This is a genomic window from Actinomadura gamaensis, assembly GCF_042652125.1.
Lineage (GTDB): Bacteria > Actinomycetota > Actinomycetes > Streptosporangiales > Streptosporangiaceae > Spirillospora > Spirillospora gamaensis.
In genome coordinates this window covers 381,713-397,746 of sequence record NZ_JBHSIT010000004.1, presented here as the reverse complement: position 1 = coordinate 397,746, position 16,034 = coordinate 381,713, and the positions used below count along the sequence as shown (strand labels likewise).

20 protein-coding genes are annotated in these 16,034 nt (G+C 71.3%); 7 read left to right on the top strand and 13 right to left on the bottom strand.

Going from position 1 to position 16,034, the window contains the following annotated elements; genetic code table 11:
- Nucleotides 1–37 precede the first annotated feature (37 nt).
- Nucleotides 38–232: a hypothetical protein gene (locus tag ACFPCY_RS15925; RefSeq protein ID WP_378255795.1), complete on the top strand. Its 195-nt coding sequence runs from the start codon at nucleotides 38–40 to the stop codon at nucleotides 230–232.
- 129 nt (nucleotides 233–361) lie between these two features.
- On the opposite strand, the gene ACFPCY_RS15920 is transcribed toward ACFPCY_RS15925, so the two are convergent.
- A complete protein-coding gene (locus ACFPCY_RS15920; RefSeq protein ID WP_378255793.1) occupies nucleotides 362–778 on the bottom strand; it encodes a PaaI family thioesterase in 417 nt (138 codons plus the stop codon).
- A gap of 66 nt (nucleotides 779–844) precedes the next feature.
- Here ACFPCY_RS15920 and ACFPCY_RS15915 point away from each other — a divergent pair, with 66 nt between their 5' ends.
- Nucleotides 845–1,264, top strand: coding sequence for a MarR family winged helix-turn-helix transcriptional regulator (locus ACFPCY_RS15915; protein ID WP_378255791.1), 420 nt, complete (start codon nucleotides 845–847; stop codon nucleotides 1,262–1,264).
- Nucleotides 1,265–1,285: 21 nt separating this feature from the next.
- Here ACFPCY_RS15915 and ACFPCY_RS15910 read toward each other — a convergent pair whose 3' ends face one another.
- The 6 genes from ACFPCY_RS15910 to ACFPCY_RS15885 form a co-directional block, all read right to left on the bottom strand.
- A complete protein-coding gene (locus ACFPCY_RS15910; protein WP_378255789.1) occupies nucleotides 1,286–2,152 on the bottom strand; it encodes a peptidoglycan recognition protein family protein in 867 nt (288 codons plus the stop codon).
- A gap of 309 nt (nucleotides 2,153–2,461) precedes the next feature.
- A complete protein-coding gene (gene rplI, locus ACFPCY_RS15905) occupies nucleotides 2,462–2,908 on the bottom strand; it encodes a 50S ribosomal protein L9 (RefSeq protein ID WP_378255787.1) in 447 nt (148 codons plus the stop codon).
- A 19-nt stretch (nucleotides 2,909–2,927) separates the two neighbouring features.
- Nucleotides 2,928–3,164 (bottom strand): 30S ribosomal protein S18, encoded by a 237-nt coding sequence (rpsR, locus tag ACFPCY_RS15900; protein ID WP_026403973.1) that lies wholly within the window; start codon nucleotides 3,162–3,164, stop codon nucleotides 2,928–2,930.
- 57 nt (nucleotides 3,165–3,221) lie between these two features.
- The gene (locus ACFPCY_RS15895) at nucleotides 3,222–3,767 is read right to left on the bottom strand and encodes a single-stranded DNA-binding protein (protein ID WP_378255785.1); all 546 of its coding nucleotides are present in this window, start codon (nucleotides 3,765–3,767) and stop codon (nucleotides 3,222–3,224) included.
- Between the two features lie 40 nt (nucleotides 3,768–3,807).
- Complete coding sequence (gene rpsF, locus ACFPCY_RS15890; RefSeq protein WP_378255783.1) at nucleotides 3,808–4,098, bottom strand: 30S ribosomal protein S6; 291 nt, start codon at nucleotides 4,096–4,098, stop codon at nucleotides 3,808–3,810.
- Between the two features lie 188 nt (nucleotides 4,099–4,286).
- Nucleotides 4,287–4,457, bottom strand: coding sequence for a hypothetical protein (locus tag ACFPCY_RS15885; RefSeq protein WP_378255781.1), 171 nt, complete (start codon nucleotides 4,455–4,457; stop codon nucleotides 4,287–4,289).
- A 214-nt stretch (nucleotides 4,458–4,671) separates the two neighbouring features.
- Between ACFPCY_RS15885 and ACFPCY_RS15880 the strand changes: the two genes are divergently transcribed.
- The 3 genes from ACFPCY_RS15880 to ACFPCY_RS15870 all read left to right on the top strand — a co-directional run bounded on the left by ACFPCY_RS15880 (nucleotide 4,672) and on the right by ACFPCY_RS15870 (nucleotide 6,428).
- A complete protein-coding gene (locus ACFPCY_RS15880; protein WP_378255779.1) occupies nucleotides 4,672–4,980 on the top strand; it encodes a hypothetical protein in 309 nt (102 codons plus the stop codon).
- A gap of 44 nt (nucleotides 4,981–5,024) precedes the next feature.
- Nucleotides 5,025–5,801, top strand: coding sequence for a deoxyribonuclease IV (locus ACFPCY_RS15875; RefSeq protein ID WP_378255777.1), 777 nt, complete (start codon nucleotides 5,025–5,027; stop codon nucleotides 5,799–5,801).
- 231 nt (nucleotides 5,802–6,032) lie between these two features.
- Nucleotides 6,033–6,428, top strand: a complete 396-nt coding sequence (locus tag ACFPCY_RS15870; RefSeq protein WP_378255775.1) for a DUF4190 domain-containing protein — start codon at nucleotides 6,033–6,035, stop codon at nucleotides 6,426–6,428.
- A gap of 116 nt (nucleotides 6,429–6,544) precedes the next feature.
- Here the strand turns inward: ACFPCY_RS15870 and ACFPCY_RS15865 are convergent, their stop codons facing one another.
- The 4 genes from ACFPCY_RS15865 to ACFPCY_RS15850 form a co-directional block, all read right to left on the bottom strand.
- A complete protein-coding gene (locus ACFPCY_RS15865) occupies nucleotides 6,545–7,012 on the bottom strand; it encodes a barstar family protein (RefSeq protein ID WP_378255773.1) in 468 nt (155 codons plus the stop codon).
- A 40-nt stretch (nucleotides 7,013–7,052) separates the two neighbouring features.
- Complete coding sequence (locus ACFPCY_RS15860) at nucleotides 7,053–7,514, bottom strand: guanyl-specific ribonuclease (protein ID WP_378255771.1); 462 nt, start codon at nucleotides 7,512–7,514, stop codon at nucleotides 7,053–7,055.
- A 189-nt stretch (nucleotides 7,515–7,703) separates the two neighbouring features.
- The gene (locus ACFPCY_RS15855) at nucleotides 7,704–8,159 is read right to left on the bottom strand and encodes a hypothetical protein (RefSeq protein WP_378255769.1); all 456 of its coding nucleotides are present in this window, start codon (nucleotides 8,157–8,159) and stop codon (nucleotides 7,704–7,706) included.
- A 108-nt stretch (nucleotides 8,160–8,267) separates the two neighbouring features.
- The gene (locus tag ACFPCY_RS15850; protein ID WP_378255768.1) at nucleotides 8,268–9,851 is read right to left on the bottom strand and encodes a hypothetical protein; all 1,584 of its coding nucleotides are present in this window, start codon (nucleotides 9,849–9,851) and stop codon (nucleotides 8,268–8,270) included.
- Between the two features lie 91 nt (nucleotides 9,852–9,942).
- On the opposite strand from ACFPCY_RS15850, the gene ACFPCY_RS15845 reads away from it, so the two are divergent.
- Complete coding sequence (locus ACFPCY_RS15845; RefSeq protein ID WP_378255766.1) at nucleotides 9,943–11,667, top strand: serine/threonine protein kinase; 1,725 nt, start codon at nucleotides 9,943–9,945, stop codon at nucleotides 11,665–11,667.
- A gap of 80 nt (nucleotides 11,668–11,747) precedes the next feature.
- Here ACFPCY_RS15845 and ACFPCY_RS15840 read toward each other — a convergent pair whose 3' ends face one another.
- Nucleotides 11,748–12,380 (bottom strand): hypothetical protein, encoded by a 633-nt coding sequence (locus tag ACFPCY_RS15840; RefSeq protein ID WP_378255764.1) that lies wholly within the window; start codon nucleotides 12,378–12,380, stop codon nucleotides 11,748–11,750.
- A gap of 215 nt (nucleotides 12,381–12,595) precedes the next feature.
- Between ACFPCY_RS15840 and ACFPCY_RS15835 the strand changes: the two genes are divergently transcribed.
- On the top strand, nucleotides 12,596–13,150 hold the full coding sequence (locus ACFPCY_RS15835; protein WP_378255762.1) for a winged helix-turn-helix domain-containing protein: 555 nt from the start codon (nucleotides 12,596–12,598) through the stop codon (nucleotides 13,148–13,150).
- A 198-nt stretch (nucleotides 13,151–13,348) separates the two neighbouring features.
- On the opposite strand, the gene ACFPCY_RS15830 is transcribed toward ACFPCY_RS15835, so the two are convergent.
- Complete coding sequence (locus tag ACFPCY_RS15830) at nucleotides 13,349–15,907, bottom strand: transglycosylase domain-containing protein (RefSeq protein ID WP_378255760.1); 2,559 nt, start codon at nucleotides 15,905–15,907, stop codon at nucleotides 13,349–13,351.
- Nucleotides 15,908–16,034: the final 127 nt, after the last annotated feature.

Sequence of the window (16,034 nt, the reverse complement as noted above, 5' to 3'; positions counted from 1 at the left end):
CACGCGCACCGGGTGTCCCAGTCGCTACCATTCGAACATGTGTTCACCGGAGGACGAGGGCATCGACCGGCTGGCCGACGCGATCGACGATCTCGCGGACGCCGCTCCCGACGCGCTCACCCCCGAGGAACTCTCGGCCCGCATCGCGGGCCTGTGGTCCATCGTCGAGGCGCTCGACCCCGAGATCGCCCGCCGGCGCGTCCGCTACGGCACGCCCCGCAACCGCGAATAGTCGGCAACGCCGGTTTTCGGGGAAGGACCAACCGCCCCTACCCGTCTCAGGCGCACGGCGTCCGGACGCTCGACGGTCCGATGCTCGACGGCCGGACGCTCAGCGGTCTGGCGCTCAGCAGTCCGCCGCTCAGCGATCCGAGGCGACGGCGATGGATCCCTGCGCCACCGCGCAGAGCGTCTCGCCGCCCTCGCCGTCCACGGTGGTGATGTCGCAGCGGGAGATCACGCGGGTGCGCCCGGCGCGGACGACCTCGGCGCGCGCCCGCAGGATCGCGCCGACGGCCGGCTTCATGTAGTCGACGGTGAAACCGGCGGTGATGAGGTTGGCGCCCACGACCGAACCCGCCGCGAACGTCAGGGTGTTGTCGGCCGCGTAGGCGAGCACGCCGCCGTGAACGAAACCGTTCTGCTGGCGCAGTTCGTCGCGGATGTCGAGTTCGAGCGTGGCCGCGCCGTCGCCGAACTCGGTGATCCGCGCGCCGAGCAGCCGGCTGAACGGCTGCGCCGCGAGGACCTTCCGGGCGAGGTCGAGATCGAGTTCCATCGGCTCCCTCACTTCACTGGTGAAGTGAGGATGGTCCGGGGCGCGCCGCTCTGTCAAGATCGGCGCATGGCCGAACCCGACGAGCGCCTCTACTTCCTGCTGCAACGCGCCGCGCACCGGCTGCGGATCGCGGCCGACCGGCGCTGCCTGGCCGCCGCCGGCGTCACCACGGCCCAGCTCGGCGCGCTGTTCGCGGTCCAGGACCGGCCGGGACTGACCCAGCGCGACCTCGCCCGGACGCTGGGCCTGCGCGAGTCCGCCGTCACCGCGCTGGTCACCCGCCTGACCGCGGCCGGGCTGATCGTCCGCGAGCCGCATCCTGAGGAGCACCGAGCGGTGGTGCTGCGGCTGGCCCCGGCCGGGGAGGCCGCCCTCCGCGCCGCCCAACCCACGATCGACGACTTCAACGGCGAGCTACGCGCCATCCTCGGCGACACGACGTTCACCGAGACGGCCGCCGCACTCAGCAAACTCGCGCACGACTGAAGCAGCACCTTCTCGCACGGTTCAGCGCGGACGGCGACGGAATTCGGGCGAGGTGTCTTCGGATTCGGTCTCGGACTCGGACTCGGGCGGTGGAGGCGCGTCCGGAGGCTGCTGCCCGTCTGATGGGCCGCTCTGTTGCCGGTTCAGGCTCTCGGCGACGGCGTCGCGCAGCTCGGGTAGCCGCGCGTAGAAGCGGTCACCGGGGCAGTCGGTGGCGCAGAGATCGCGGTGGCCGACGATCGCGTCGGACGGGTCCAGGTCGTAGCGGACGCAGAGCCAGGCGCACACCTCCACGAGGGAGGACCAGAGCGGATCCGGCGGGTCCTCGGACGTGTAGGTGCCCTCGTTCTCGATCCCGATCGTGTGCGAGTTGTGGTGGAGCGCCTGGGCCCCGACGACGAGCTTGCCGTCCCGGATGGCCTGCAGGCTGCGGTTGCGGCCCTCCATGATGTGCCCGCCGCGGCTGATGGTGAGCTGCTGGCCGCAGTCGTCCCAGCCGCGCCCGCGCATGTGGAAGCGCTGGATGTCGCGGGACAGCCGGTAGGCGTGGGAGAGCGAGGTGTCCGGCGAGTTCGGCGACGCGGTGTGGTGGACGACGATCTGGTCCGGCGCGCGGTCCAGGACGGTGGCCGGACGGCGCGGCGGACGGGCGTTCCAGTCGGCACGCGGATGGACGAGCGGTTCCGCGCCCCTGCCCCCGAGCCCCCGACCGGCCCCGCGCGCCCGGAGCGAGTCCTGCGGATAAGGCTCGCCGTAACCGCTTCCGCCGTCACCGCTCGCGCCGTAGCCACTCCCGCCGTAGCCACTCGTGCCGTACCCGCCTCCGCTGGCGTGGGGACCGCCGTGCACATCGGACGGGGGCTGCGCGCCCGGAAGGTTTTCGGCCATGGCCGCATTCTGCGGCGCCCACAGCGCGTCCGCGCCCAGGAGCCCGAGGACGCCGCCCAGCAGGCTGCGCCGCGTCACCGTTTCGGCGACGGCGGAACGCGCCGCCTCCTCGGGTGGGGAGGGCTGATCTGGCTGTTCTGACGGAAGACCCTGCACACTGACCCTTTCGAACCAAGAGTGTGGTTACGGAAAGTAGTCGGTGTGCGGTCGTCGGCCCAAGCACCCGGCGGTTCGCTGACGTTTCACATGAAACGGAAACGGCCGGACTCCCCAGTCGGGGAATCCGGCCGTCCGCTACTCGGGTCGAGCTCAGCCCTCGAGGACGTTGACGTCGATCGTGGCGCTGACCTCCGGGTGCAGCCGGACGCTGACCCGGTGGGTGCCGACGGTCTTGATCGGGTTGCCGATCTCGATCCGCCGCTTGTCGAGCTCGGGGCCGTCCGCGGCCTGGACCGCGGCGGCGATGTCGGAAGCGGTGACGGCGCCAAAGAGGCGGCCGTTGCTGCCGGTGCGGGTGCGCAGGTCGACCTTCAGCGCCTGGAGGCGGCCGGCGATCTCCTTGGCGTGCTCGACGGTCGCGATCTCGCGGGCCGAACGCGCCTTCTTGATCGACTCGATCTGCTTCTCGGCGCCGCGGGTCCACTGGATCGCGAAGCCGCGCGGGACGAGGTAGTTGCGGCCGTAGCCGTCGCGGACGTCGATGACGTCGCCGGGCTCGCCGAGGCCGGAGACCTGCTGGGTCAGGATGAGCTTCATGGTGTCACTTCCCCCTGACTCAGCGCGCGGTGCTGGTGTAGGGCAGCAGCGCCATCTCACGGGCGTTCTTGATCGCCGTGGCGACGTCCCGCTGGTGCTGGGTGCAGTTGCCGGTCACGCGACGGGCGCGGATCTTGCCGCGGTCGGAGATGAACTTCCGCAGCAGGACCGTGTCCTTGTAGTCGACGTAGGAGATCTTCTCCTGGCAGAACACGCAAACCTTCTTCTTCGGCTTGCGCGGAGGTGGCTTCGCCATCGTGGTGCTCCTTTAAGGAGAGCCCCGCTCACGCGGGAATGGACGTGGTGTGAATGGTTAGAAGGGGGGGTCGTCGGAGAACCCGCCGCCCCCGCCGCCGCCGGTGGCCCAGGGGTCGTCGGCCGGGGCCCCGCCGGGGCCGCCCTGCTGGCCGCCGCCGCCGAAACCGCCGCCGCCCTGGCCGCCCTGACCGCCGAAGCCGCCACCGCCGCCGAAGCCCCCTCCGCCGCCGCCCTGCCGCTGGGTCTTGTTGACCTTGGCGGTGGCGTTGCGCAGGGACGGGCCGACCTCGTCGACCTCGACCTCGAACACGGTGCGCTTCTCACCCTCGCGCGTCTCGTACGAGCGCTGCTTGAGCCGGCCCTGGACGATCACCCGCATGCCGCGCTGCAGGCTCTCGGCGCAGTTCTCCGCCGCCTGCCGCCAGACGTTGCAGGTCAGGAAGAGCGCCTCGCCGTCCTTCCACTCGTTCGACTGGCGGTCGAAGAACCGCGGGGTCGAGGCGATGCGGAACGACGCGACCGCCTGGCCGCTCGGGGTGAAGCGGAGATTCGGGTCCTCTACGAGGTTCCCGACGATCGTGATTACGGTGTCGCCTGCCATGGGGCTCGCTCCGGCTGGTGTTGGGCTGGACCGCTCCGGCTCAGTGGACCTCGGGGCGGATGACCTTGGTACGAAGGATCGTCTCGCTCAGGTTGAGCTGGCGGTCGAGCTCCTTGACCGTCGCGGGCTCAGCCGTGAGGTCGATCACCGCGTAGATGCCTTCGGACTTCTTCTGGATGTCGTAGGACAGCCGGCGGCGGCCCCAGACGTCGACCTTCTCGACGCTCCCGCCGTCACCGGTGACGACCTTCAGGAACGGGTCGAGGGCGGCACCCGCGGTGCGCTCGTCGATGGCGGGGTCGAGAATGGTCATGAGTTCGTAGCGACGCATGCTTGTCCCTACCTCCTCTGGACTGGTGCGGTCACGGTCTCTCCGTGACAGGAGGGCTTCTTGCGTCCGTCGCGGCCGCGCCTTGCGGCGCCCGTCCGCACCGGCGGACCGGCCGCGAGACCGATACAGGCTATCAAGACTCGGCAGCGTGCGAGCCATTCCCGCCCGCACCGGCCCACCGCGCGGTGTCAGCGGCGGGCGGACGCGGCGTGCTGCGCCGGCCGGGCGCAGCGGCGGCGTTCGAGCTCGGCCATGATGTCGGCCATCCGGGACCGCATGCGCGCGGTCTGGGTGGTCAGCATGGACAGTTCCTCGACGAGCTCGGCGTCGCCGATGACCGCCAGTTCGCTCTCCCTCATGATCAGTCCCTCCCCGCCCGGACTCGTCCGGTCGAATTCATGTTCGACGTTACCGGCTCCCGCCGACATTTCCGCGCACGCGCTCCGGATTGATCTCCGCTTCGTCCGGGAATCTCTGGGACAGCACGGTGCGCCCGCCACAGGCGTCCGGCGAGCACGGCACCGTCACAGAGCGACCCCGAGTCACGGAACGCAACTTCGAGGGGGTGACCCGATGCCACAGGAGGTAGCGGGGAGCAGCAGCAAGCGCGACGTCGCGGGCGCGGGCCGCGCGGAACGGCACGCGGTCGAGGACTCGCTCGCGGGCGGCGCCATCACGATCGGGCTGATCGCGCTGGTCCTGGGCTGGATCCCGGCGACGCACTTCTTCGGCGCGCTGGCCGGAGTGGTCGGCCTTCCCCTGGCCCTCTACTCCCAGATGGTGTCCAGGACGACCGGTGAGCGCTGGCTGAACGTGGTCGGCATGGTCGGCTCGTTCGTCGGGTTCGGCTTCGCCCTGCGGCACGGCGGCTTCAACATCTGAACGAGCTGAATCCGGGGCCGGGGCGGGCGGATAGGCTCGGTCCCATGCGCATCGGAGCCCACGTCGACCAGACCAGCCCGCTCGAGAGCGCCCGCGCCCGGAAGGCGGACGTCGTCCAGTTCTTCCTGGGCGATCCGCAAGGCTGGAAGAAGCCGGTCATCCCGGAGGGGGCGGCCGACCTCCAGGGCTCCGGCGTGGACGTCTTCGTGCACGCCCCGTACGTGATCAACGTCGCGACGTCCAACAACCGGATCCGCATCCCGAGCCGCAAGCTGCTGGCCCAGCACCTGGAGGCGGCCGCCTCGATCGGCGCCAAGGGCCTGATCGTGCACGGCGGGCACGTCCTGAAGGACGACGACCCCGAGTCCGGCTTCGAGAACTGGCGCAAGGTCTTCGAGCGGATGGACGACGTCCCGATCCCGGTCCTGATCGAGAACACGGCGGGCGGCGGCAACGCGATGGCTCGCAAGTTCGACCGGATCGCCCGGCTCTGGGAGGTCCTGTCGGGCCTGCCGGACCTGGAGTCCAAGGTCGGCTTCTGCCTGGACACCTGCCACGCGCACGCGGGCGGCGAGGAGCTCATCGACGCCGTCGACCGGATCAAGGCCATCACCGGCCGCATCGACCTGGTGCACTGCAACGACAGCCGGGACGCCTTCGACTCCGGCGCCGACCGGCACGCCAACCTCGGCAGCGGCACGATCGACCCCGAGCTGATCCTCGGCGTGGTGCGCGGCGCGGGCGCGCCGGTCGTCGTCGAGACCCCGTCGGACGGCCAGGCCGCCGACATCGCCTTCCTGCGCGAGCACCTCTCCGCCTGATGTCCCGGTGAGCCGCCCGACGTCCGGCACCGGCGAGTGGGGGCTGGCCAGTGTCGGCCGGACGCCGCGGGAACTCCGGGGGCGCGGCGGGAACCCGGCCCGGGCGCGCACCATCTAATATCGCGCAGACCCGATGTCACGCCACACTGGCATAATCCGGATTCCCCTACCACCAGCGCACGCGCGGAACAGCAGGTTCGACGGCGGGCGCGCGACCCGATCGGGACATCTATGGCACAGCCCCCCTACGACCCGTACGGCGGTTACGGGCAGCAGCACGACCCCTACGCCGCCCAGCAGCCCCCGCCGTACGCCCAGCCCGCTCCGGTGCAGCACAACTACTACGGCGCGCCGGCCGCGCAGTCCACCAACGGCATGGCGACCGCGTCGATGGTGCTCGGCCTGGTCGGAATCTTCTTCTGCGGCTTCACCTCCGTGCTCGCGATCATCTTCGGGCACATCGCGCACAGCCAGATCAAGCGGACCGGCGAGGGCGGCTCCGGGATGGCGACGGCCGGCCTCGTGCTCGGCTACATCGTCGCCGTCGGCTGGATCATCTTCTGGATCTTCTACATCGGGCTCTGGGCGGCGCTCGTCGGCTCGTCCGGGTCGTCGACCACCTACTGAGACGCCGTCGTACGGTCGGGCCGTCCAGCCCAGCGGTCCGGCCGGGCACCCCGCGAACCCCGCACCCCGCATCTCTGGGCTTCGCACATACCGCGCGCCTCGGCGCGAGGCGGGCGTCAGGTGAGGCGCGGAACGCCCGCGACCTCGACGCCGACGCTCGACAGCAGGACGGTCATCGGGGTCTTGGTGTCGCGCCAGGACGCGACGGCCTCGGCGAAGACGTCCAGGGCCGTCCGGAAGGACGCCTGGTCGGCGTCCGCGAGCTGCGCCCAGGACTCGTAGAACACCAGGTAGCCGTTCTCGGCCGGCGCCCAGGACAGGTCGGTGAGGCTGTCCTCCAGGGCGTCCCAGTTCCGGCCGAACCAGTCCGGGAAGGCGAACGCCTCGGCGCACAGGGTCAGGAAGCCGTCCTTGTCGCGCGCCTGGCGGCCGTCGAGGTAGAACGGTCGCCAGCCCTGCTCCTCTGCGCGCTCCATCCAGCCGGTGTCGCCGGCCGCGCCCCTTCCGGCGGGCGTCCGCCACTGGTAGACGCCCGGCTTGAGCCGCCCGGTCAGGAGTTCGTCGAGAGCCTGGTTCGCGTCCACGTCATCTCCCCGTCCGTGTCCGGTCCCGCGGTCGGACGGATCATCCCCCGGTGACCCGGACGAAACTGCGGTAGTGGTCCTGCGTGTAGTAGCGCTCGCCGCCCTTCCCGGCGATGACGCGGCGCGCGCCGCGGTCACCGGATCCGGGCGTGGGGACGGTGTACTCCCGGTAGTACCCGTTCGGCTCGGCGGGCAGCCGCCGCTCGCGGTTGCCGAAGGTGGTCCCGTCCTTGCGGTAGGGGAACGGGCCGCCCGCGGCGATGAGCTTCAGCGTCCGCTGCGCCTCGGCGGGCAGGCTCGACGCAGGGACCTCGCGGATCGCGCCGCGCGCCTTCGGCGTCCCGCTGCTCTGGCGGACGCCGGTGCGCGGCGCCGAGGGGCCGGACGCGCCCGCGTCGCCGCCGGACGATCCGCCTCCGCAGGCCGCGAGCCCGGTCAGCGCCAGGAGCGGCGCGAGGACCAGGGCGAGCAGCGTCCGGCGAAGCCTCCGTCCGAGCGTCATGTGGGCCCTTCCTTTCACCCGGTGATCGTCGCACACGGGCGGCATCTCCCGTCCCGTCCCGCCGTCCGGTCCTGTCGTCCCGTCCGACGTTGCACGTCCGGAGACGGAAACGGCGGGACGGGCCTCCAGGGTTCGGAGATGCGTCCCGCCGTGTTCACGAGTGGCCCGTGGACCTTGGCAGTGCTCCCGCTATCGGGCGAGCTTCCAGGTCCGGGGCTGCGGGCACCGCAGGTTCTTGAAGCCCACGGCGTGGTTGTGCGCGTACACCCTGTCGGCCCAGCACAGCTTGGCCTGGAAGTAGCCGGTCTCGGGCGCGCTGAAGGACGCCTTGTACAGCGCCGTGGACCGCGTCCAGTTGACGCCCGGACGGCCCCACCTGCCGCTCCTGGTCGCCTGCCGGTGCCAGAAGACCAGGTACTCGCCGTTCCGGACGGTCTTCCGCAGGTTCAGCGTGGACGCGAACCCCTTCTTCGTGACCAGGTAGGCCCCGTAGGCCCTGCCGCCGTGGACCGACAGGCTCCAGCCGTGCGTCTTCGCGGCCGACGGGACGGGCGGAGCGGCCAGTGCGGTGCCGGTGGTGAGGGTGGCGCCGGTCAGGGCGCCGACGATTCCCATCGTGCCGAGAGCCAGAGCGGTACGCCGCATGAATCCTCCTCGGTAGGGGGTTGGACGGGCCGCCACCTTGCCGGGCTCGCGGACGGCCGACAAGGAGCCCCGAGGGGAAATGACCCAACCGTGGGACGGACGTTGCGCTTACCCGACCCAGCCACCCGAGGTGAAGGTGAGCAACTGGAGCAGGGCGAACGGCGCGGCGGCCGCCACGACGGCCCCGAACAGCCACCGGTGACGCAGCGCGAGCATCCCGAACCCGAGCCACAGCGGCCACCAGAGCAGCGTCGCGCGCCCGATCGAGAGGTAGTACGACGAGGTCATCAGGGCCCCGAGCTGGAGCCCGACGTACGCCAGCTCCGGCCAGCGCCGCCGGTACAGCAGGTAGAGCGAGAGCAGCACGCCCACCGCCGCCGCGAACACCTCGATCCGGAACGCGAGCGTGAACTCGTAGTCGGTGTCGAACGCCGACTTCCAGGTGAGGGTGAAGGCGTCCCACGGCATCGTGAACTTGCGGTGCCAGCCCGCCTCCTGCGCGTGCTGCCAGGCCATCCAGTCGCCCGTCCGGTGCCACTGGTAGACGGTGTAGGCGACCAGCGGAGCGAACGGCAGCACGAGCCAGCCGATCGGCGCCCAGCCCTGCTCGCGGCGTCCGTGCCGTCCGACGAGGTACTCGACGATCATGGCCAGGACGAGGAACAGCCCCGTGATCCGGACGGCCGAGGACGGCGTGGCGAGCAGCGCCGCCCACGCCCACCGGCCACGCTTGGCCATCAGCCACGCGGGCAGCGCGAACGCCAGGAACAGCGACTCGGAGTATCCGGCGAAGAGGAACACCGCGGCCGGGCTCGCGAGCATCGCCGCGACCGCGCCGGCCCCGACCGTCCCGACCTGGTCGTCCGCGACGTCCACGTCGTCCTCGGGTGCGGCGGTTCCGTTCGCGAACGGCGCGGAGCGTCGCACGGTCGCACGCGGCGCGGCCTCCGCCGCGTGGACGCGATGCCGGACCGTCCCGCCCCCACCGAGCCCCTCTCGCCGACCGTAGTCACCGCGACCACCGAGATCACCGCGACCACCGTGAGCGCCGTGAGCGCCGTGAGCGCCGTGAGCGCCGTGATCGTCGCGGCCACCGTGATCGTCCTGTTCGTGGTGATCGCCACGGCCACCGCGTTCGTCGCGGTCGTCGTCCGTCACGGTGTCGCTGCCGTGCGCTGACGCGAGGTCGCCGTGCGCTGTTCTGTCGTGGGCGTCCGCGTCCGGCGCGGGCTCGTCGGCGTCTCCCAGGCGGGACGTCCTGCCGGACAGGCGGCCACGGGACGACCCGCGACGGCGCGGGCGGCGGGACGTCAGCTCGTCCTCGGCGAGGCGCCCGAGGGCGAGCGCCGCGACACCGCCCGCGAGGAACGAGATCACCAGTCCGGCGAGCTTGTAGTCACCGCCCGTGAAAAGGCCGGTGAACTTGAGCGCGAGCGGATATCCGGGGAAGAACGCCGGCCAGCCGGGATCGAACTTCTCCCCGGGGACGCCGCCGTACCCGTAGGTCGCGATGTCGAGGAAGCGCACCGCGTCCCACTGGGCCCAGCGGTCCAGGTACGGCTTGCCGTCGTAGATCGACGGCAGCACCCGGGGCACCACGGCGACGAAGAACATCACGCCGACCCAGGACCCGAGCCACAGGGCGAGCGCACGGCGATCGCCCGGCCGGAGCCGGGCGGTGGGTAGCCTCACAGTGCCATCAATTCCTGATCTTCGGGGTTTTCGGTCGGCATACTCGTTCGTCTCACTCCATAGTCCGCGACACCAGAGGGGGCCCCGGCAGATGGATCCGGCCACGATCGGCGACCCGCTCGGACCGTGGGATCCGCGGACGCTGGGCTCGTACGATATCCGCCGCCGGCTGGGCCGCGGCGGGCAAGGCGTCGTCTATCTGGCCGAATCGGCCGAGCACGGACTGGTCGCGATCAAGCTGCTCGGCGGCGACGCGCCCGGCGCGGTGCCCGAGGACGTGGCCCGCCGGTTCGCCCGCGAGGCGGACGCGGCGATGGCGGTCGCGCAGTTCTGCACGGCCCGCGTCCTGTCGGTCGGGGACGACCAGGGCCGCCCCTACCTGGTCAGCGAGTACGTGCCCGGCCCGTCGCTCCAGGCCATGATCGCCGAGCGCGGTCCGCGCACCGGTTCCGACCTGGACCGGATCGCCGTCGCCACCGCGACCGCGCTCGTCGCGATCCACGAGGCGGGCGTCGTGCACCGCGACTTCAAGCCCGCCAACGTGATCATGGGCCCGGACGGTCCGCGCGTCATCGACTTCGGCATCGCCCGCGCCGTCGGGCCCGAGGCGGTCACCACGGCCGTCGTCGGCACGCCCGCCTACATGGCCCCCGAGCTGCTGCAGGGCTCCTCGCCGACGAGCGCCGTGGACGTCTTCGCCTGGGCCGGAACCCTCGTCTTCGTCGCCACCGGACGGCCCCCCTTCGGCGCGGACGCCATGACGAGCCACCGCGTCCTGCACGAGGAGCCCGGCCTGGACGGCGTCCCCGACCGGCTCCTGCCGCTCGTCCGCGAGTGCCTCGACAAGGACCCGTCGCGCCGTCCGGCCGCGCAGGACCTGCTGCTTCGCCTGCTCACCGGCCGGGCCTCAGGGACCGTCCCGGCGCGGCCCACCGCGTCGCAGATCCTCGGCATGGGCGCGAACCTCGCCGCGAGCCCCCTCCAGTCCGGAGACCAGAGCGCCGCCAGGCCCGGCCAGGGCTCCCCCGCGTCCGCCCCCGGCCCCCAGGGCGCGCCGAGCGCCTGGGGCTCGGCGGGCTCCCCGGCTGCCCATCCTCATCCCGGCCATCCCGGCCATCCCGCCGGGCCGACGCAGCCGCCGGGTCATGGCACGCCGCCGTCCCAGAGCGCCGGTGCCGCCGCCCAGCCTCAGCACACGCTTCCCGGCCCGCAGCCGCCCGGACGCCGCCTCGGCACGGTGATCGGAGTCGCCGCGGGCGTCGCGGCGGGCGTGCTCGTCGCCGGAGCCGCCGCCTACGCGTTCTGGCCGGACAGGAAGCCCGCCGACACGACGACGATCAGCGGTCCGCCCGTTTCGAGCGCGCCGTCCACGCCGGTGTCGCCGTCGCGCTCGTCGTCCGCGCCGGCGCAGTCGGAGAAGACCGGCCGTCCGACGAAGTCACCGAGCGATTCCGGATCGCCACCGGCTCCGGCGCGGAAGTCGTCCGGCGGCTGGTCCGCGCCGGCCGCCGCGCCCGGCATCAGCGCGACCGGCACCTACGACACCCGCGGTGGCCGGTTCACCGGAACCCTCGTGCTCCGCATGTCGTCGCCCAAGGGCTTCGCCGTCTTCGAGCACCAGCACGCCGACGGCGCGAAGATGTGCGACTACGGCGTCGAGTGGACCAAGCCCGGCGAGACCCACACCGCGACCTTCGACTCGAAATGCACCGGAACGTTCCGCGTCCGGACCTGCACGGCCAGCAAGGTCGACTCGTCCAGCGCCTACCCGAAGATCACCTACGAACGCTGCACGGCCTGGCACACCGTCTTCTGAACGCGCGAGCGGCGCGCCGCCCCGGCTTCCGAGAGCACGGGCGACGCGCCGCCACGGACGACAGGCCGCGTCGGACGGCGTCAGCCGCGCCGCCAGGTGGCCGTCTCGACCTCCTTGGCGTGCAGCTTCGCGGACGGGTTGTACCAGGTGTAGCTGCGCTTCCAGACCATCTTGGTGCGCGAGCACGTGAACGACACCTTGCCCGGTACCTGGATCACGTCGATCCCGCGCTTGAAGAGGACCTGCACCAGGCTCCCGCTCGGCCCCGGCCCCGGCGGGACGACGCCGACGGACTTGAACGTCCCGTTCCCGGTGGCCGCGCGCGTCTTCGTGGTGAAGACGCCCTTCGCCCCGCCGCTCACCGACGAGGGAATGGCGATGTTCTTCCGGTAGACGTCGTACGCCTTGTTGGGCTTGTGGCCCTTCTTCAGGTAGTCGAGCTCCCAGATGCGGGCCGACCTGTCGAAGTTGTAGTACGACTTGCTCTTGGTGATGGTCAGCTTCGCGCCGCCGCCACCGGTCCGCGATCCCTTGTACCAGCGGTTGGTTCCGGTGGACTGCGAGTTGGTGCCGACGAGCGTCCACTTGCCCAGCGCGCACTGCTTCGCCTGCGCGGACGGCGGCTCGGCCGCCTGCGCCGGCGCGGCGACGGCCAGCACCGTCCCCGCCACCAGCGTCGAGACCAGAGATGCCACCAGGGCCTTGGATCCCATGTGCTACTCCCGTGATCATGGGCTTTTCCGGCACGCTACCGTCCGGAAGATCGCCGTATCGGACATCACCGCGTCCACGCGCGTCCTGTTGTGGACAGCCGCTCACGGGAACCTCGCGGCCCCCGTCCGGCACGGTTCTCCGCTGGCGTCCCAGTGACCGCCGCGGCGGCGAGAAGCCTGGTGACGACTGCCCCCGGACCTGTTATGCCGAAGCTATGAGGTATCCCGATGGAGGCGGGCTGACCGCGGAGGAGCGGGCCCGGCGGGAGCGGGTGCGCATGGCCGCGGCCACGATGATCGAGATGGGTGCGAGCGACCGGGAGGTCGCGCGGCGGTTCGGAGTGACGCGGATGTCGGCGAACCGGTGGCGGCGCGCGCTGGCCACCGGCGGACGGGCGGCACTGAGATCCAAGGGACCCGGCGGCGCGCGATGCCGCCTGACCCGCGCCCAGTTGCGGATCCTGGAGCGCGAGTTGCAGGCCGGTCCCGCCGCGCACGGCTGGGACCGCGACCAGGGCTGGACGCTGGCCCGGGTCGCCCTGCTCGTCCACCGCCGCTTCGGCGTCGAGTACACCCTCGCCGGGGTGGACCTGCTGCTGCACCGGATCGGCTGGACGGTCCAGGCCACCGATCGCGGGAAAGGCGACGGCGCCGCGGCGGCCCGGATCGACGGATGGGAGAACGGCGGGGAGCCGCCCGCCGAGAGAGGACGGCCGCGGACCTGGGCGCCCGGCTCCGTCGCCAAGGCGAAGTCCAGCCGCCCGGCCTGAGCGTGCGAGCAGCCCCGCATCCCTGAAACGGACGTCGCGCGCCTGAAGCAGACGCCGCACGCCTGAAAGCGGGCGTCGGCCGTCTGAAGTGGGCAGCGCACGCCCGAAGCGGGCGCGCAGGGCTGAAACGCCAGCGCGGGGCCGCCGTCCTGGTGTGGACGGCGACCCCGCGCCGGACCGCGTGTTTCGCGCGCCCTCTTAGGACGACGCCTCGCGTGGCGGCGTGCCCGCGTACTGCGGAAGCGCCTGCGGCCCCTGCCCCTGCCCCTGGTTCGGGTCGTTCGGGTCCGTCGGCTTGCACCTGCCCGGATGACTGTCGCACCACCACTTCAGCGGCTTTCCGTTGGGCCCGAGCGGTGGTTTGTCCGGGTCACACTGCGGCTTGCCCATGCCCGGTAGCTGACACGGCGGCAGGCTGCCACTCGGCGTGGTCGGCGGCGTGGTCGGCGGCGTCGGAGGCGTCGACGTGGTCGGCTTGCACTTCTTGCCCTTGCCCGGGACCGGCGTCTGGCCGGACGGGCAGGTCGGCGTCATGGTCGGCGAGTCCGACGTCTTCGGCGCCGTGGTCGGCTGGTCCCACTGCTTCGGCTCGGTGCCCGAGTACGTCGGCTCCGGGAAGCTCTTCGCCTCCATGTTCTCCCCGTGGATGACCTTCTCCATGAAGGACTTCCAGATCTCCGCGGGGATCGTGCCACCGTAGACGCTGTTGCCCTGGAAGCCGGGGATACCGCTGATCGTCTTGTGCTTCGTGTTGAACATCGTCACGGCAGTGGAGAGCTGCGGAACGTAGCCCACGAACCACGCGGCGACGTTCTCTTCGGTGGTACCCGTCTTACCGGCCACCTGGCGTCCGTCATCGAGCTGCGCACGCGTCGCGGTACCGCTCTGCACGACCGCCTTCATCGCGGTGTCGGCCTGGGCCGCCAGGTCGGGGTCCATGATCCGCTCGGGCTTCTTCTTGTCCCAGGGCAGTTTGTAGTCCACCCACTTCTTGTGGACCGCGTCGTAACCCTGCACCTTCCTGATGAGGTGCGGGGTGACCTTCAGGCCGCCGTTGGCGAAGGCCGCGTATCCGGCCGCCTGGTTGACCGCTGGGACGTCGGCGATACCGAGGGCGATACCACCGGGGATGCCGCCGCCGCGCTGCTTGATGCCGTCGATGGACTTCTGCGGGACGCCGAACTCCATGGCCGTCTTGGCCACCTGGTTCGTCCCCAGCTTGAGGCCGAGCTTGACGTACGCGGTGTTCACCGACTTCTCGGTGGCCTTCACCATGTCGATGACGCCCATCGGGCCGTCACCCTCGTCGTTGGAGACGGGATATCCGCCCTTGAGGCGGCACGACGTCCGATCCGAAGTGCCGGGGATGTTCTCGCCCTGGGTGTCGAAGCACTGCGGCGAGTGGCCGTCGATCGTGGACTTGATGCTGTAGCCCGCCTTGAGCGCCGTCGCCAGCACGTAGGGCTTGAACGACGAACCGGCCTGAGCGCTCGGGTTGAAGACGCTGTCGTAGTCCCCGTTGTGCTTCTTGTCGCCGCCGTAGAACGCCTTGATCTCGCCGTTGCTCGGGTCGACGGCGATGAGGCCGCTGGAAATGTACTTCGGCCATTTCTTGACGTCCGCCTCGTCCACCGCCTGCGCGGCGTAGTCCATCCACTTCGAGTCGATGGTCGTGACGATCCGGGCCCCGTTCTTATCCCAGTTGTCGGGAAGATTGATCCCGTTCAGCTCGGATTCCACCCGCTGCTGGATGTAGATGCCCTGGCCGTTGGCGCCCTTCACGTCGCTCCAACGCGTGGTCGTCTTCGGGAACTGGGCGTTCTGCTTCTGCTGGTCGGTGATGGCGCCCATCTTGACCATGCCGTCGAGGACGTAATGCCAGCGCTGGATCAGGAGCGTGTGGTTGATCGAGGTGCCCTGGGTCGCGAAGAAGTTCGGCCGCTGGATCATCGCGGCGAGCATCGCGGCCTGCTGGTAGTCGAGCTTTCCGACATCCTTGCGGAAGTACGCCTGGGCGGCCGCCTGGATCCCGTAGGCGTTGCGCCCGAACGGGACCGTGTTCAGGTACATCTCCAGGATCTGCTTGGCGTCGATCTTGCGCCGGAGCTTGATGGAGATGAAGATCTCCTTCACCTTCCGGCTGATCGTCTTATCCCGGCTCAAGCCCTGGTAGTAGTTCCGGGCGAGCTGCTGGGTGATCGTCGAACCGCCCTGGACGTCACCGCCGGTCCCGGTGAGGTAGAGCGCGCGGGCGAGACCCTTGGGCGAGACGCCCCAGGTCTCGCTGTAGAAGTTGCGGTCCTCGGCGGCGAGCACCGCCTTCTGGACGACTTCCGGGATCTGGTTGAGCTGGAGGCTCTGCCGGTGCGTCCCGACCCGGGCGATCGGCGTCTTGCCGTCCGTGTACATGATCGTCGTGCCTTGGTCGACGACGCCGTCCTGAACGCCGTTGGGCACGTCGGTGAGCATGTAGCCGGTGACGATGAGCGTCGCGACGGCGAGGACGCAGAGCGCGGTGACCGCCGAAACGATCTTCCAGGACGGCACCCAGCGGCGCCAGCCGGTCTTCTTCGGCTTGCGGCCCTTACGGCCCCTGCCGCCGTCGCCGCGTCCGCGACGGCCCTCGCGTTCGTCCGAACCCCAGAAGTCGTCGCCCGGACCGCCGGGGCCTCCCGGTCCGCCCGGGCCGCCGCCACCGCCGGGCCCACCCGGGCCGCGGCCTCCGCCGCCCGGACGACCCGGGCCGCCGGGCCCCATCGGGCCGCCGGGGCCCATCGGGCTGCCGACGCCGGGGCCTCCCGGCGCGGGACGGCGCGGGGCGTTCGGGGGCGCGCCTCGGCGTCCGCCGCCACCCGGCGGCGCCTGGCGGCCTCCGCCCTGGCGG

Bases quoted from the DNA above. Each gene is read 5' to 3' on its own strand.
- ACFPCY_RS15925 (WP_378255795.1), top strand. From the start codon at position 38: ATGTGTTCACCGGAGGACGAGGGCATCGACCGGCTGGCCGACGCGATC.
- ACFPCY_RS15920 (WP_378255793.1), bottom strand. From the start codon at position 778: ATGGAACTCGATCTCGACCTCGCCCGGAAGGTCCTCGCGGCGCAGCCG.
- ACFPCY_RS15915 (WP_378255791.1), top strand. From the start codon at position 845: ATGGCCGAACCCGACGAGCGCCTCTACTTCCTGCTGCAACGCGCCGCG.
- ACFPCY_RS15910 (WP_378255789.1), bottom strand. From the start codon at position 2,152: ATGGCCGAAAACCTTCCGGGCGCGCAGCCCCCGTCCGATGTGCACGGC.
- rplI (WP_378255787.1), bottom strand. From the start codon at position 2,908: ATGAAGCTCATCCTGACCCAGCAGGTCTCCGGCCTCGGCGAGCCCGGC.
- rpsR (WP_026403973.1), bottom strand. From the start codon at position 3,164: ATGGCGAAGCCACCTCCGCGCAAGCCGAAGAAGAAGGTTTGCGTGTTC.
- ACFPCY_RS15895 (WP_378255785.1), bottom strand. From the start codon at position 3,767: ATGGCAGGCGACACCGTAATCACGATCGTCGGGAACCTCGTAGAGGAC.
- rpsF (WP_378255783.1), bottom strand. From the start codon at position 4,098: ATGCGTCGCTACGAACTCATGACCATTCTCGACCCCGCCATCGACGAG.
- ACFPCY_RS15885 (WP_378255781.1), bottom strand. From the start codon at position 4,457: ATGAGGGAGAGCGAACTGGCGGTCATCGGCGACGCCGAGCTCGTCGAG.
- ACFPCY_RS15880 (WP_378255779.1), top strand. From the start codon at position 4,672: ATGCCACAGGAGGTAGCGGGGAGCAGCAGCAAGCGCGACGTCGCGGGC.
- ACFPCY_RS15875 (WP_378255777.1), top strand. From the start codon at position 5,025: ATGCGCATCGGAGCCCACGTCGACCAGACCAGCCCGCTCGAGAGCGCC.
- ACFPCY_RS15870 (WP_378255775.1), top strand. From the start codon at position 6,033: ATGGCACAGCCCCCCTACGACCCGTACGGCGGTTACGGGCAGCAGCAC.
- ACFPCY_RS15860 (WP_378255771.1), bottom strand. From the start codon at position 7,514: ATGACGCTCGGACGGAGGCTTCGCCGGACGCTGCTCGCCCTGGTCCTC.
- ACFPCY_RS15855 (WP_378255769.1), bottom strand. From the start codon at position 8,159: ATGCGGCGTACCGCTCTGGCTCTCGGCACGATGGGAATCGTCGGCGCC.
- ACFPCY_RS15845 (WP_378255766.1), top strand. From the start codon at position 9,943: ATGGATCCGGCCACGATCGGCGACCCGCTCGGACCGTGGGATCCGCGG.
- ACFPCY_RS15840 (WP_378255764.1), bottom strand. From the start codon at position 12,380: ATGGGATCCAAGGCCCTGGTGGCATCTCTGGTCTCGACGCTGGTGGCG.
- ACFPCY_RS15835 (WP_378255762.1), top strand. From the start codon at position 12,596: ATGAGGTATCCCGATGGAGGCGGGCTGACCGCGGAGGAGCGGGCCCGG.
- ACFPCY_RS15830 (WP_378255760.1), bottom strand. From the start codon at position 15,907: ATGGGGCCCGGCGGCCCGGGTCGTCCGGGCGGCGGAGGCCGCGGCCCG.